13 protein-coding genes and 1 pseudogene are annotated in these 14,791 nt (G+C 53.4%); 13 read left to right on the forward strand and 1 reads right to left on the reverse strand.

The genetic code is table 11. From position 1 onward, the window contains the following. The first annotated feature begins 256 nt into the window (after positions 1–256). The 6 genes and pseudogenes from ACFVSO_RS20520 (at position 257) to mnhG (ending at position 5,941) form a co-directional block, all read left to right on the forward strand. Positions 257–3,130: a Na+/H+ antiporter subunit A gene (locus ACFVSO_RS20520; protein ID WP_387477002.1), complete on the forward strand. Its 2,874-nt coding sequence runs from the start codon at positions 257–259 to the stop codon at positions 3,128–3,130. Continuing rightward, positions 3,131–3,469, forward strand: coding sequence for a Na(+)/H(+) antiporter subunit C (locus ACFVSO_RS20525; RefSeq protein ID WP_387477004.1), 339 nt, complete (start codon positions 3,131–3,133; stop codon positions 3,467–3,469). After that, entirely contained in the window at positions 3,462–4,952 is a 1,491-nt protein-coding gene (locus ACFVSO_RS20530; protein ID WP_387477006.1) for a Na+/H+ antiporter subunit D, read from the forward strand. The genes ACFVSO_RS20525 and ACFVSO_RS20530 overlap by 8 nt, the downstream gene beginning before the upstream one ends. Positions 4,953–4,966: 14 nt before the next feature. Then, positions 4,967–5,296, forward strand: a pseudogene (locus ACFVSO_RS20535) (Na+/H+ antiporter subunit E); the annotation flags it as partial. After that, on the forward strand, positions 5,293–5,577 hold the full coding sequence (locus ACFVSO_RS20540) for a Na(+)/H(+) antiporter subunit F1 (protein WP_387477007.1): 285 nt from the start codon (positions 5,293–5,295) through the stop codon (positions 5,575–5,577). The pseudogene ACFVSO_RS20535 and the gene ACFVSO_RS20540, both read left to right, overlap by 4 nt. Beyond that, positions 5,561–5,941 carry a monovalent cation/H(+) antiporter subunit G gene (mnhG, locus tag ACFVSO_RS20545; protein ID WP_387477594.1) on the forward strand — a complete coding sequence of 127 codons (381 nt, stop codon included), beginning with the start codon at positions 5,561–5,563 and terminating at the stop codon, positions 5,939–5,941. Before ACFVSO_RS20540 ends, mnhG begins: the two co-directional genes overlap by 17 nt. A gap of 128 nt (positions 5,942–6,069) precedes the next feature. Here mnhG and ACFVSO_RS20550 read toward each other — a convergent pair whose 3' ends face one another. Next, positions 6,070–6,423, reverse strand: coding sequence for a DUF4870 domain-containing protein (locus tag ACFVSO_RS20550; protein ID WP_387477009.1), 354 nt, complete (start codon positions 6,421–6,423; stop codon positions 6,070–6,072). Positions 6,424–6,645: 222 nt separating this feature from the next. Here ACFVSO_RS20550 and ACFVSO_RS20555 point away from each other — a divergent pair, with 222 nt between their 5' ends. From ACFVSO_RS20555 to ACFVSO_RS20585, 7 genes are all read left to right on the forward strand, one after another. Next, a complete protein-coding gene (locus ACFVSO_RS20555) occupies positions 6,646–7,695 on the forward strand; it encodes an LCP family protein (protein ID WP_387477011.1) in 1,050 nt (349 codons plus the stop codon). 8 nt (positions 7,696–7,703) lie between these two features. Further along, positions 7,704–8,114: a CBS domain-containing protein gene (locus ACFVSO_RS20560; RefSeq protein ID WP_119803595.1), complete on the forward strand. Its 411-nt coding sequence runs from the start codon at positions 7,704–7,706 to the stop codon at positions 8,112–8,114. Positions 8,115–8,265: 151 nt separating this feature from the next. Continuing rightward, the gene (locus ACFVSO_RS20565; protein WP_387477014.1) at positions 8,266–9,171 is read left to right on the forward strand and encodes a DUF2232 domain-containing protein; all 906 of its coding nucleotides are present in this window, start codon (positions 8,266–8,268) and stop codon (positions 9,169–9,171) included. Positions 9,172–9,189: 18 nt separating this feature from the next. Continuing rightward, positions 9,190–11,151: a DHH family phosphoesterase gene (locus ACFVSO_RS20570; protein ID WP_387477016.1), complete on the forward strand. Its 1,962-nt coding sequence runs from the start codon at positions 9,190–9,192 to the stop codon at positions 11,149–11,151. Continuing rightward, the gene (gene rplI, locus ACFVSO_RS20575) at positions 11,148–11,591 is read left to right on the forward strand and encodes a 50S ribosomal protein L9 (RefSeq protein WP_387477018.1); all 444 of its coding nucleotides are present in this window, start codon (positions 11,148–11,150) and stop codon (positions 11,589–11,591) included. The genes ACFVSO_RS20570 and rplI overlap by 4 nt, the downstream gene beginning before the upstream one ends. A gap of 272 nt (positions 11,592–11,863) precedes the next feature. After that, positions 11,864–13,225, forward strand: coding sequence for a replicative DNA helicase (gene dnaB, locus ACFVSO_RS20580; RefSeq protein WP_116048394.1), 1,362 nt, complete (start codon positions 11,864–11,866; stop codon positions 13,223–13,225). A gap of 165 nt (positions 13,226–13,390) precedes the next feature. Further along, on the forward strand, positions 13,391–14,677 hold the full coding sequence (locus ACFVSO_RS20585; RefSeq protein ID WP_387477021.1) for an adenylosuccinate synthase: 1,287 nt from the start codon (positions 13,391–13,393) through the stop codon (positions 14,675–14,677). Positions 14,678–14,791 lie beyond the last annotated feature (114 nt).

Genomic DNA, 14,791 nt, shown 5'->3' on the forward strand with positions numbered 1-14,791 from the left:
GGTCGCACCTTCATTCTGAATTCAGGGCAATTTCTTTTGACAACCCGGATGCCCGGGGCTATAATTGACTTACATTTTGCGCGTAAAAGCATTCATATGGATTCAAGAGGAGGAGCCTGCCAACAGCGGGCTCTTTTTGCGTTTTTTTTGGGTTATGCGTTCCAAATGATGATGAAACCGGGCGATATGGCTTGGTTTACCATTCGGTGGGCAATACTGTTGTTGAATTATGGACACTTATATAGGAGGTCGCAGCTTGGTTATTCTTCATCTCGCCATTATTTTGCCTTTTCTATTCGCTATTGGCGCGCCTATTCTGCATAAGCTATTTCCGCGCGTCCATGTGGGATGGCTGATGCTGCCGGTTCCAGCGTCGTTATTCGTCTACATGCTGAGTCTTATCCCGGTCATTCGGGAAAAGGGATTCCAGGAGGGCACGATCGCCTGGATGCCCTCTCTAGGTGTAAATGTGCATGTCTATGCCGATGGGCTGGCGCTGCTGTTCACGCTCCTCATTACGGGGATCGGCTCACTGGTGCTGCTGTATTCAATCTATTATCTGGATAAAAACAAGGAGAAGCTCGTCCGCTTCTACGTCAGTCTCATGTTGTTCATGGGAGCGATGCTCGGGCTGGTGCTGTCGGACAACCTGATGGTGCTGTATGGCTTCTGGGAGCTGACGAGCATCTCGTCTTTCCTGTTAATCGCCTTCTGGCATGAGCGCGAGAAGTCGAGATACGGGGCGATGAAGTCGCTTGTCATTACCGTCTTCGGCGGCCTGGCGATGTTCGCGGGCTTCCTGTTGCTCTATGTGATGGCAGGCACGTTCAGCATCCGGGAGCTGATCGGTGGTGCCGCTGCGATTGCGGAGCATGATCTGTTCATCCCGGCGATGCTGCTCATTCTGCTCGGGGCGTTCACGAAGTCGGCGCAGTTCCCATTCCATATCTGGCTGCCGGATGCGATGGAAGCGCCGACACCGGTCAGCGCCTATCTGCACTCGGCAACGATGGTGAAGGCGGGCATCTATCTGGTTGCGCGTATGAGTCCGATCTTCGCGGGAGAGGCATTATGGCTATGGCTGGTGTCAGGGCTTGGCCTGCTGACGCTGTTCTACGGCTCGTTCCGCGCGCTGAAGCAAGTCGATCTGAAGTCCATGCTCGCCTTCTCGACCATCAGCCAACTGGGACTGGTCATGAGCTTGTTCGGTCTTGGCTCGGCAGCTGCCCTCTATACAGGGACACCGCAAGCCGAGTTCTTCAGCAAAGCGACGATGGCCGCGGTCTTTCACTTGCTGAATCACGCAATATTCAAGGGCGCGCTGTTCATGGTGGTCGGTATCGTCGATCATGAGACGGGAGTCCGGGATATCCGCAAGCTAGGCGGATTGATGTCGGTCATGCCGATCACCTTCACGATTGCGATGATCGGCTCGTTCTCCATGGCTGGCATCCCGCCGTTCAACGGCTTCCTTAGTAAGGAAATGTTCTTCACAGCTGTACTGAATATTCGCAGCATGGATCTGTATGGCATGGACGTATGGGGTACGCTGTTCCCGGTGATCGCGTGGGTTGCCAGCATCTTCACATTCGTCTACAGCATGCTGCTAGTCTTCCGTACATTCGGAGGCAAGGCCCAGTTCGACAAGCTGGAGAAAAAGCCGCATGAAGCGCCGCTCGGCCTGCTGCTGTCGCCGGTGGTGCTGGCTGCGCTCGCGATTGTATTCGGGCTATTCCCGAATCTGGCGTCCTACGCGCTGATTGAGCCGGCCATGGCGGCTATACATCCGGGGCTGCTGGCTCCCGGCGAGCAGTTCATGGTGTCGATCAGCCTGTGGCATGGATTCACGACAGAGCTCTACATGACGGCTGGAGTAGCGGCATTGGGGATTATCCTTTTCCTGCTGCATAAGCGGACAGCCGTGCTGAATCAGCCGTTATTCGCCAAGGCAACCTTGAATAAAAGCTATGATGGCGGTCTGCGTATGATGGACCGCGTCTCCCATGCCATCACGAGAGTATATATGACAGGGTCGCTCCGTCATTATATGATGTATATCTTCGTCTTCCTGATTGTGGCGCTTGGCCTTACGTTATTCTCGCAGGATGCCATTAAGCTGGACACGACTAGCTTTGCAGCTATGAGCTTCTACGAGGCGGCGATCATGCTTGCGCTCGTTATCGCGTCCATCGCTGTATTGTTCGTGAACTCGCGGTTGATGGCGATTATTTTGACAGGGGCTGTCGGTTATCTGGTCTCGTTGTTCTTCGTGATCTTCCGTGCGCCGGATCTGGCGTTGACCCAGCTCAGCGTGGAGACCGTCTCGGTCGCCCTGTTCCTGCTATGCTTCTATCACTTGCCGAAGCTGAAGAAGGAGCTGGTCTCGCTTCGATTCAAGCTGGGGAACTTCGTCATTGCGCTGGGAGTAGGCGTGACGATGACGCTGGTTGCCCTGAGCGCAAGCGGGACGAGGCCGTTCGAATCTATCTCCCATTATTTCCTGGAAAATAGTTATAAGCTCGCAGGCGGCAAAAATGTCGTCAATGTCATTCTCGTGGACTTCCGGGGCTTTGATACGATGCTGGAGATTGTCGTTCTAGGCATTGCGTCCTTCGGCATCTATGCGCTGATCAAGCTCAAGCTTAAGGAGGATGGGATAGAAGAGGGCGCTTCGGGCCAGTCCGGAACGGTTCTGCCGCTTGACGGGTACAAGAGCAACGATATGATTCTAAAGACGATAGCGAAGCTGGCGATCGTCATTATCCTTGGCTTCTCCCTGTACATGTTCTACATGGGGCATAATCATCCAGGCGGCGGATTTATCGGGGCGTTGATGGCATCCGCGGCGCTGCTGCTAATGGGCATGTCGTTCGGGATCAAGTCGGTAGACCGCTTGATGCCGCTGAACTTCCAGAGGCTGACTGCGTTAGGCATTCTAATTGCCTTGCTGACGGGCATTGGCTCCTTCGTCTTTGATGCTCCGTTTCTCAGCCATGCCTTCGGTTACTTCGATGTGCCGATTATTGGTGAGCTGGAGCTGGCTACGGCGACGTTGTTCGATCTGGGCGTCTATCTGACGGTTATCGGGGTCGCCATGACGATTATCTTCACCATTGGGAGGGATCAATAGATGGAACTGTATATGTCCTTGACGATTGGCGTGTTGTTCACGGTAGGCGTCTATCTGATTCTGTCCAAAAGCCTGCTGCGAATCATTCTGGGCACATCCTTCCTGACGCATGGCGTTCATCTGCTGCTGCTGACAATGTCGCGTCTGAAGACAGGGGCGGCTCCGCTGCTCGGCGAGAAGGCAGAAGCTTACGTAGATCCGCTGCCGCAGGCGCTCATTCTGACTTCAATCGTCATTAGCTTCGGCGTGACATCATTCTTCATTGTGTTGGCATACAAAGCGTACCGGAAGCTCGGGACTGACGATATGGAGCAGCTAAGGGGGGAGCAGAATGAATAATACGTTAGTTCTCCCGCTTATCATTCCGTTACTGACGGCAGTCATCCTTGTCTTCTTGAAAGGGCGCATCGCCATACAGCGCTGGATTAGCGGAATAAGCGGCCTGGTGAATATCGCTGTCGCCGCTTATATCCTCTATCAAGTGAAGACCGACGGTATTCAGACGTTATATATGAGCGGATGGGTTCCGCCGTACGGCATTATCTTTGTCGCGGACATGCTGGCTGCGCTGCTTGTGCTGACGACAGCAATTATCGGGCTGTTCTGCTTGTTGTACTCCTTCCGAAGCATCGGGGAGGAGCGCGAGCGGCATTTTTATTACCCGTTGTTTCAATTTCTGCTTGTTGGTGTGACCGGCTCATTCCTGACAGGGGATATCTTCAACTTGTTCGTCTGCTTCGAGGTGATGTTAATCTCCTCCTATGCACTAATCGTGCATGGTGGCACGAAGCTTCAATTAAGAGAATCGCTGAAATATATGCTGGTGAACATTATATCCTCGGCCTTATTCGTAGCGGCGGTCGCTTATCTCTATGGTGTCACGGGAGCGCTGAACATGGCCGATCTGTCCGTTCGGGTTGCTGAAGCGGGACAAGGCGGCATTCTGAATGTCATCGCTGTGCTGTTCATGATTGTGTTCGCGCTGAAGGCTGGATTGTTCCTGTTCTTCTGGCTGCCAGGCTCCTATGGTGCTCCGCCTGCGGCGATTCGCACGATCTTCGCAGCGCTGCTCACTAAGGTCGGACTGTATGCGCTGCTGCGTACCTTCACGCTGATTTTCTATCATGATCCGTCCGTTACGCATAGCTGGATTGGCTGGATGGCGGGGGCGACGATGGTGCTGGGCGCGATCGGGGCGATGGCCTACAAGGACATTCCGCGCATTCTGAATTACAACGTGGTCATCAGTGTAGGCTTTATCGCATTCGGTCTTGTCTCGGCCAATCGAGATGCGCTGGACGGGGCGGTGTTTTATTTGATCCATGATATGATCGGCAAAGCGCTGCTCTTCCTACTTGGCGGCATGATTATCGCTGCGGCCGGGACGAAGCAGCTGGCGGAGATGGGCGGACTGATCAAGCGCCATCCATATCTGGGCTGGATGTTCTTCGTCACGGCGCTGGCGATTGCCGGCATTCCGCCGTTTAGCGGCTTCGCAGGCAAGATGATGATTATACGCGGCGGCTTCGCGGCGGAGCACTATCTGCTTGCGGCATTATCCGTCGCATCCAGCTTCGTCGTGCTGTACTCCTTGATCCGCATCTTTATGGCGGCGTTTTGGGGAGAAGAACGGACTGTTAGCGTTGAGACTACGCCGGGAATGGCGTCGGATTACCGGATTAAGCTCTTGTCTGGGGCGGGTCTGTTCGTACTTGTCATTGCGATGGGACTCGGCGCGGAGTGGGTGTTCGGCTTCGTGTCGGAAGCGGGCCAGACTCTGGTGCAGCCCGCTATCTATATTGACGCGGTGCTAAAGGAGTAGATGAGATGATTATACTGAAGCGGGCTTGGGCTGTAGTTAAGCTGTTCGTCCTATTTATAAAAGAGCTGTTCATATCGAGCTATGCCGTATTGCTGCTTATCTTGAAGCCCAGGCTATCGATTCGGCCTGGTATCTTCGCAATGAAGACGGAGCTGCAATCGAATTGGGAGATTACGTTGTTGTCCTGCTTGATCTGTCTGACGCCCGGCACGCTTACGCTGGATGTAGCGGGAGACGGGGAGACGCTATATATTCATGCGATGGATATCGAGGATGCGGAGCAGTTGAAGCACCAGATCAAAAATACGTTCGAGAGAGCGATTATGGAGGTGACGCGCGTATGATGGATGGATTGCTGATTACTGCTCTTATCTTGTTGTCGCTAGCCATTCTCGGCGCGCTATACCGTCTGCTCAAGGGGCCGTCCATTCCGGACCGGATCGCGGCGCTCGACACGATCGGGATTTTGCTGCTTGCCACGATTGCCGTGCTTAGCATGCTGCTGCGAACGACAGCCTACTTCGATATCATTCTGCTGCTCGGCATTCTGACGTTCATCGGTACGACAGCATTCGCAAGATATATAGAGAGGGGTGTAGTCCTTGAGTCTGGTGATGATCGGTGAGTGGCTGCTCGGCATACTCATTCTGCTTGGAGCGATCGTCTGCGTCATCAGCGTCTTCGGTCTGATCCGGCTACCGGATGTGTATCTGCGATCCCATGCGGCGACGAAAAGTGCGACGATGGGCGTGCTCCTTATTTTGTTTGGCGGATTCCTGTATTTCTGGCTATTCGAGAACCATATCAGCATCAAGCTGCTGCTGGGCATTGTCTTCGTATTCATCACTTCCCCGGTAGCCGGGCATCTGAATGGGCGCGCGGCCTATCGTTCAGGCGTGTCGTTATGGAAGGGCAGCGTACAGGATGATCTGAAGGCGGCGGATGCGAAGAGGAAGCAGAAGGGCAGCGGGAAGAGCGGAAGCCTGTAAGATTAGTGCAAGCAGGAGGCAGTACAAGGGCATAGACACTATATATAGAAGAAAAGAAGAGAAGAGAAACCCGTCATCATGGCGGGTTTCTCTTCTTATTGTAGGCTGATCATCATCAGTGTCTTATCTTAGAACTTGCCGATCTGCTGCTCCGACCATTCACCGATATACGGCAGCTTGAACTGCTTGCCTTGCAGCGCGAGCAGCATGAGCGCGATCCAGAGAATGAAGGTGAGCGGAGTCAGAATAAGGGAGACAAGCCAGCCGATAATCGGAATAGCGCCTAGGACCAGGTTGACGGCTATCAGGACGACAAAGACAGCTGTAGACTGCATGGCGTGAAATTTGACGAAGCGGCTCTGCTTTTCAATTGCCAGAAAGATAATGCCTGTAATAAATCCGGCCAAATAACAGAGCAATCCCGCTACCTTCGGGTCCAGTCCGGTCGACGACGGGTCTGGATTGACTTGAATGGGCTGCATGGAGATAAGTTCATCCCTTTCTGATCATCATCGTTAGATACAATATATGCCGTGTGGACTAGCAATAGACCTCTCTACTATAGCAAAACTTTGGCAATATTGGAACGAATGAATTGTAACGGGTTTGTAACCTGCTTGGGCTTTGCTTCGTCTAAAATGAAAAGGGGTATATCACAACTAAATCGACAAAAAGAGATATCGGAATGGAGAGAATGGTAGGATATGAAGAAATATAAACGGGCCTATATCATTAGTGCAGTCGCTCTCGTCATTTTATCGCTGGCCTACTTTAACCGCGGCGCGCTTGCTATGATGGGCTTCGACTGGTTCCTGCAGGGCGAGGTCGAGAAGCGGCTGGAGAACACGTACAAGCCGATCGAAGGGCGCGAGCCGAAGCCGGTCAATGTCGACAAGACGAAGCAGGACCCGTTCTCGGTGCTGCTGCTAGGCGTAGACCAGCGCGGCAAGGAGATTGGACGGTCGGATACGATGATCTATACCGTCGTCCGTCCAAGCGACGGCAATATACTGCTGGTGTCGATTCCTCGCGATATGTATGTGGAGATTGTCGGCAGGGATCGCGAAGACAAGATTAATCACTCGTTTGCCTTCGGCGGAGCGGGTATGTCGATGGATACGGTCGAGAAGTTCCTGGATGCGCCGGTCAACTACTATGCTTCTATTAACTTTGAAGGCTTCCGTGCCGCAATCGACGCGCTGGGCGGCATTGCGCTTCCGATCGAAGAAGACATCGTGAACAAGGACCCGTACCATGAGAAATTTACGATCAAAGGCGGGCAAGACCTGTACAACGGCAACGATGCGCTGAATTTCGTGCGTTACCGTGAGGATGCCGGCGGCGATATGAGCCGTACAGAGAGACATCAGCAGTTCCTTCATGCTATGATAGAGAAGGCGTCCGCAATGAAGCAATGGAGCAAGATTCCTGAGCTTCTGGACATCATGGGCGAGAACTTCAGTACGGATATGCAGCCGAGCAAGCTGGTTGACTTGGCTCAAAGCATGGTGCAATCAAAGAACCGTAATATGTACAGCCAGACTATTCTGGGTGAAGGCCACAGGCTGGAGGCCGGAGGGCCTTGGTACTATTTTGCGAATGAAGAAGACCTTGCTAGTGTTCAGCTCATGATCAAAAACTGGTTGAACGCCGACACGAAAGCGGGCAGCTTGATTCTTCCTCCGAAAGATGAAGACAGCAAGAAAGAGGTAGAGGTGCTCTCCAGTGCGTCGTCGGTGCATGAAACGGAGTGAATGGAAGGATGAATATTGCCTTTTTCCTGCTGCCTAAGCATGAGGTCGTATGTCTGCCGCATGACGCGACGCTCAGACAGGCGCTGGAGCGCATGGAATATCACCGCTATTCTGCCGTTCCCATCATTAATGAAGATGGCGGATATATCGGCACAGTAACAGAAGGAGATCTGCTGTGGTTCATGAAGAACCGCCCGGATCTGACGTTCGACAGCTCGTATAAGGTGAAGCTGATCGACGTACCGCTGCGGATTAACAATAAGACGGTGAATATTGATGCCAATATGGACGATCTGATCTCGCTTGCCAAGGTGCAGAACTTTGTGCCGGTTGTAGACGATCGCGACCATTTTATCGGAATTGTACGCAGAAGCGAAATTATTGATTATTGCCAGAAGGGACTGTCCCAACGGATCTGAATGATCCTGCGGGGGAGTCCCTTCCCTTTATTACCGGAATACCCAGCCATAAGGCGGACTCATCTATGCGTGCGAACTGGCTTTTGTGCTATAATGAAGGATGAATGTCTTCTAGACAGGAGAACTTAGAAATGGCTTAAGAGGTGAACGGATGAAGACTGGGTTGAAACCCTTGCTGTGGAGCGGAGCGGCGTTCCTGCTATTGCTGCTGCTGGCAGTGCCTTTGCTGAATTTACCGGCGCTGCTGCTTATGATGGTTCCGTATGTGGTGCTCTATACGACGCTGTCCAGAGGAGCGTTCCTGTTACACTTAATACCGGTATGGCTGCTTGCGGGATTAATCGCCGGACCTGCCGTTCTCATTATCGGCTTGTTCTTCCTCGTGCCGGCAATTGTCATGGGTCATCTGTACAGAAACGGGGCCGCCGCGGCTAAAGTCATACGGACGGGCACGATCGTCATTCTGGCTTTGTTGATGCTGGAGCTGATGTTGTTCCAGATGATATTTGATATTTCGCTGCTTAACGAGATGAGCCACACAATACGCACGACATTCGATTCGATGCAGGACCAGAATTTGCTGGCGCCGGGTTGGAATTCAGAGTTTATCGATATGCTGATCCAAAGGGTCATTCATATGATTCCGCTGACCTTTATCGTCTTGGCGTTTGCGTACACGGTATTCTCGCATTATGTATCGCGCAGAGCCGTGATTCGCAGCGGACTGGAAGTACCGGCATTCCCGCAGGCGAAGGACTGGCGTTTGCCACGCGTCCTGGTTATTTATTATCTGATCGCTTATGTGATTGACCTGTTCATTAAGCCGGGCGATGATTCATTCCTCGCAGTAGCGCTGATGAATCTGGTGCCATTGCTTGGGTATGTATTCGCGATTCAAGCGATTGGCTTCTTCTTCTTTATCGCACATGAGAGGAAATGGAACAAGGTTGTTCCGATCCTAATCGCCATACCAGTGCTGCTCTTGCCGCCGCTTAGCTTGATTGGCGTCCTGGATACCGCCTTTCCGATCCGGAAGTCGTTTACCAAACAACAATAGCACGGGAGCGAATGGGAAATGCCAAAGTTTCTAATTAACAGATGGCACGGTATGCATCATGTGGCGGCGCTTGGCGCCATGCTGCTCATGTCTGCTGTGCTGGCCTGGTTCCAGTGGCTCGTCGGCCTGGCCGCTTTTATCGTGACAATCGGAATAGCGGTCTACACGTTTTTTGCGGAACGGGCGTTCCGCAAGGACTTGAAGACGTACCTCGGCACGCTCTCGTACCGGGTGAAGAAAGGCGGCAACGACGTGATCAACGAGTTGCCGTTCGGCATTATTTTATATAATGAGGAACGCACGGTAGAGTGGCATAATCCGTACATCTCGCAGCTGATGGAGAAGGAGTCCTTGATCGGCGTGCAGCTGACGGAGCTGTTCCCGACGCTTCAGCATGCGAAGGACCGCGAGGGTACGGTCGAGGCGGCGGTTGGTACACATATGTACCAGCTGATCTTTCGGCCCAAGGAACGTATTCTCTATGTGAAGAACATTACGGATCTTTGGCAGCTCGGCCGCAAGTATGAGGACGAGAAGCTGTCGATTGGCGTCGTCATGATTGATAATCTGGAGGAAGTGACGCAGGGACTGGATGATCATCAGCGTGGGACGTTGCTCTCCAAGGTCACGACCGAGATTACGGAATGGGCGCAGAAGTATAAGATCTATCTCAAGCGGGTCACCTCCGACCGCTTCATTCTGATCACGGATCAGAAGACGCTTCGCCAGCTGGAGCATTCCCGCTTTGTCATTCTGGATGAAGTGCGCGAGATGACTGGCGAGCAGAAGATTCCGGTCACGCTCAGCATCGGCTTTGCCGCAGGCGCGGAGCAGATCGTCGAGCTTGGCCAATGGGCGCATATGAGCCTTGATATTGCGCTGGGACGCGGCGGCGATCAGGCGGCGGTCAAAGTCGGCAGCCGCCAGTCGTTCTACGGCGGCAAGTCGAACGCGGTTGAGAAGCGGACGCGCGTCAGAGCGAGGGTGGTTGCCCATGCGCTGCGCGACCTGATTCGCGAGAGTCATAATGTGGTCATTATGGGCCACAAGCTTCCAGACATGGACGCGGTCGGCGCGGCGATCGGCGTGCTGAAGGCGGCTCAGCTCTTCGGCAAGGAAGCTTATATCGTGCTGGAGGGCGTTAATTCCTCCATCGACAAGATGATGGAGCTGATCCGTGAGGATGAGAAGCTGTCGAAGCGGTTCGTATCACCGGAGCAAGCGATGGCGCTAATGACGCCGCAGTCGCTGGCGATTGTGGTTGATACGCATAAGGCTTCCATGGTGAAGGAGCCCAAGCTGCTGGCGCAGACCGACCGCATTGTTGTGATCGACCATCATCGCCGCGGCGAGGAGTTTATCTCCAACGCGATTCTGGTCTACATGGAGCCGTATGCTTCCTCCACATGCGAGCTGGTCACCGAGCTGCTTCAATATATTCACGACCGGGTCGTGCTCGATATTCGCGAGGCGACATCGCTGCTCGCGGGCATTACGGTCGACACGAAGAGCTTCTCGCTTCGTACGGGAGCCAGAACGTTCGAAGCGGCATCCTTCCTGCGCCGCAACGGCGCGGATACGATGATGATTCAGCGCATGCTGCAGGAGGATCTCGAAGGTTATGTGAACAAAGCGGAGATTATCAAGCATGCGCAGGTGTTGTATGACCATGTCGCTTTCGCAGTAGTCGAAGGCGGTAAGGTAAACTCGCAATTATTGATTGCGCAATCGGCCGACACGCTGCTGAATATGACCGACATCCTGGCTTCCTTCGTCATCGGAGAGAGGCCGGACGGATTAATCGGTATTAGCGCACGCTCGCTTGGCGGCATGAATGTACAGGTCGTCATGGAGCGGATGGGCGGCGGCGGCCATCTGACCAATGCGGCAGCCCAGCTTGAAGGGACTGTCAGTGAGGTAGCGGCCAGGCTGAAGGCCGTACTCGAACAAATCGAATCGGAAGAGGGGTTATTCGAATGAAAGTAATCTTCTTGCAAGACGTGAAAGGCCAAGGTAAAAAGGGCCAAGTCAAGGATCTGTCGGAGGGCTATGTACGCAACTTCTTGCTGCCGAAAGGTCTGGCGAAGCTGGCTTCGGACGGCAACCTGAAGACGCTTGAGGTTCAGACGGCTTCCGAAGAGAAGCGCAAGCAGAAGGAAAAGGAAGACGCGCAAGAACTGGGCAAGCGTCTGGAAGAGATGACCATTGTCGTCAAGGCGAAGGCCGGAGAAGGCGGCCGCTTGTTCGGCGCTATTACCAGCAAGCAGATCGCCGAAGCATTGGCAGCCAAAGGCGTCAAAATCGACAAGCGCAAAATCGAGCTGGATGAGCCGATTCGTACGCTGGGTGTTACTCAGGTTCCAGTTAAGCTGCATCCTGACGTGAAAGCGAAGCTGAACGTTCAGACGGCTGAGGAGTAAGCCTCGTTAAATTAAAATGGAAAGCCATCGTTATGAGTGGCTTGAATTCATAAGAAGCTCTGCGCATGGGGCGCGGAGAGAGGGGATTGTTCCGGAGAAACGAAGTGTTCGCCTTTGTAGACGGATTCTAACCGCAGTGCGGTTTAGGGGAATGAGAGAATCCGTCTACAACAGCGATCGGAGGAATAATCCCCTCTCGCAGCGTTAGCGGCGCAGCAAAATGGTTTTGAACTTATTATAGCTATGTATATAAATGAAAGGAGAGGCGCACGATGAGTATGGAGCCGATGTTCGACCGGGTTCCGCCGCAAAACATGGAAGCGGAGCAAGCGGTCATCGGTGCGATTCTGCTGCAGCCGGAAGCATTAATTACGGCGATGGAGCGGATTCGGAGCGAGGATTTCTATAGCAGCGGACATCAAAGAATATACGAAGCCATGATTGAGCTGGGCGAGAGCAGCCAACCGGTCGATCTGGTGACGCTTACGGCGCATCTCCAGGATCAAGGGCTGCTGGAGGAGATCGGCGGCGTTAGCTACTTGGCGAAGCTCGCCAATGCCGTACCAACCGCGGCGAACGTCGATTATTACGCCCAGATCGTCGAAGAGAAATCGATGCTGCGGCGCCTCATCCGTACCGCAACCAATATCGTCACCGATGGTTATGCCAACGCTGAGGATGTCGGCGTCCTGCTGAGCGACGCGGAGAAGAAAATTCTCGAAATCTCCAACCGGCGTTCCAGCAGCGGCTTTATCTCCATCCGAGACGTATTGATGGAAGTATTCGAGAAGGTCGAGTTTCTATATGCCAACAAAGGCGGCACGTCGGGCATTCCGTCGGGCTTCGTCGATCTCGACCGGATGACGGCAGGCTTCCAGCGAAGCGACCTTATTATCGTCGCGGCGCGTCCTTCCGTCGGCAAAACCGCCTTCGCGCTGAATATTGCCCAGAACGTGGGCGTCAGAGCCAAGGAGACCGTCGCCATCTTCTCCTTGGAGATGTCAGCGGCTCAGCTCGTACAGCGGATGATCTGTGCCGAGGCCAACGTCGACGCGACGCGGATGCGTACAGGTAACCTGGAAGGTGATGACTGGGAGAAGCTGACGATGGCGATCGGCGCCTTGTCAGAAGCGCAAATCTTCATCGATGATACGCCGGGCATCACTGTCGCCGACATTCGCGCGAAGTGCCGCAGACTGAAGAAGGAACGCGGACTCGGCATGATTCTGATTGACTACTTGCAGCTCATTCAAGGACGCGGCAAGGCAGGCGAGAACCGCCAGCAGGAAGTATCCGAGATTTCCCGTACGCTGAAGCAGATTGCGCGTGAGCTGGAAGTTCCCGTCATCGCGCTGTCGCAGCTTAGCCGGGGCGTCGAGCAGCGTCAGGACAAGCGTCCGATGATGTCCGACCTTAGGGAATCCGGCTCGATTGAGCAAGATGCCGACATCGTATCGTTCCTGTACCGGGACGACTACTATGACAAGGAATCGGAGAAAAAGAATATCATCGAGATTATTATCGCCAAGCAGCGTAACGGGCCAGTAGGCACGGTAGAGCTGGTCTTCCTCAAAAACTACAATAAATTCGTAAGCTTGGACCGAACCCATCAGGATCCGTCACAAGCCTCTTAATATCCGAACAATTGCATGGGCGACTGTGCAATTGTTCGTTTTTCGTTTGACTTCTGAAGGTGAGACTGCTACACTAATAATGCTGTCTTCTGGCGAGCGCCGCGTTAAAGGAGCTACAGGGACGGTAATTTTCGATGTTCGAAAACATCGGACGGGGGTATGATTATGTCTACGGTAGTTGTAGTCGGTACGCAGTGGGGAGACGAAGGGAAAGGCAAAATCACCGACTTCCTAGCAGAGGGAGCTGACGTTGTTGCTCGTTACCAAGGAGGAAACAACGCCGGACACACCATTCTCATCGATAACAAAAAATATAAGCTGACGATGATTCCATCGGGCATCTTTAACCATGATAAAACTTGCGTCATCGGCAACGGTATGGTTATTAATCCGGAAGCGCTGATCGACGAAATTAACTATATTCATGACAATGGTTTTTCGACAGCCAATCTGAAGATCAGTGATCGCGCGCATGTTATCATGCCGTATCACCTGGTACTTGATGCATTGGAAGAAGACCGCAAAGGCGATAACAAAATCGGCACAACGCGCAAAGGCATCGGCCCTTGCTATATGGACAAAGCCGCACGCAACGGCATCCGCATCAGCGACCTGATGGACGCAGAGGAGTTCGAGTCCCGCGTACGCAGCGTTATGGCAGAGAAGAACAACCTGATCCAGCAAGTGTATGGCGGCGAGCCGCTGGACGTAGACAAGATCGTGAGCGATTATCTGGGCTACGCAGAGATTCTGCGTCCATACGTCACGGACACGTCTGTCATACTGAACGACGCCATCGACGCTGGCAAGAAAGTATTATTCGAAGGGGCGCAAGGCGTTATGCTGGATATCGACCAAGGCACATATCCGTTCGTTACGTCCTCCAACCCATCTGCAGGCGGCGTCTGCATCGGTTCTGGCGTAGGTCCATCCAAGATTCAACAAGTGATCGGCGTGGCGAAGGCTTACACAACTCGCGTAGGCGACGGCCCGTTCCCGACAGAGCAAGATAACGAAATCGGCCAAATCATCCGTGACAAAGGCCATGAGTACGGCACCGTAACGGGACGTCCGCGCCGTGTAGGCTGGTTCGATACGGTTGTTGTCCGTCACGCACGCCGCGTAAGCGGCATTACAGGTCTGTCGTTGAACTCGCTGGACGTTCTGACAGGTCTGGACACCGTGAAGATCTGCACAGGCTACAAGTACCGCGGCGAGATCATCGAGCATTATCCGGCAAGCCTGAAGATGCTGTCGGAATGCGAAGCGGTATATGAGGAATATCCAGGCTGGTCGGAGGATATCTCCGGCGCGAAGAAGCTGGAAGACCTTCCGCAGAACACACTGAACTACTTAAACCGCGTATCCGAGCTGACAGGCATTCCAATTGCCATCTTCTCGGTAGGCCGCAACCGTGAGCAGACGAATCCGGTTCGTCCCATCTACGAATAGAATATGACAATCAAGCGCTTCGGAGCGATCCGGGGCGCTATTTTTTTGCCTGGCGCAGCCTGAGTAGGAATGCCTCTCTTGATCCTTGACCATAATGATAGATAACGGATAGGA

It is taken from the genome of Paenibacillus sp. NPDC057967 (assembly GCF_042887015.1).
GTDB lineage: Bacteria > Bacillota > Bacilli > Paenibacillales > Paenibacillaceae > Pristimantibacillus.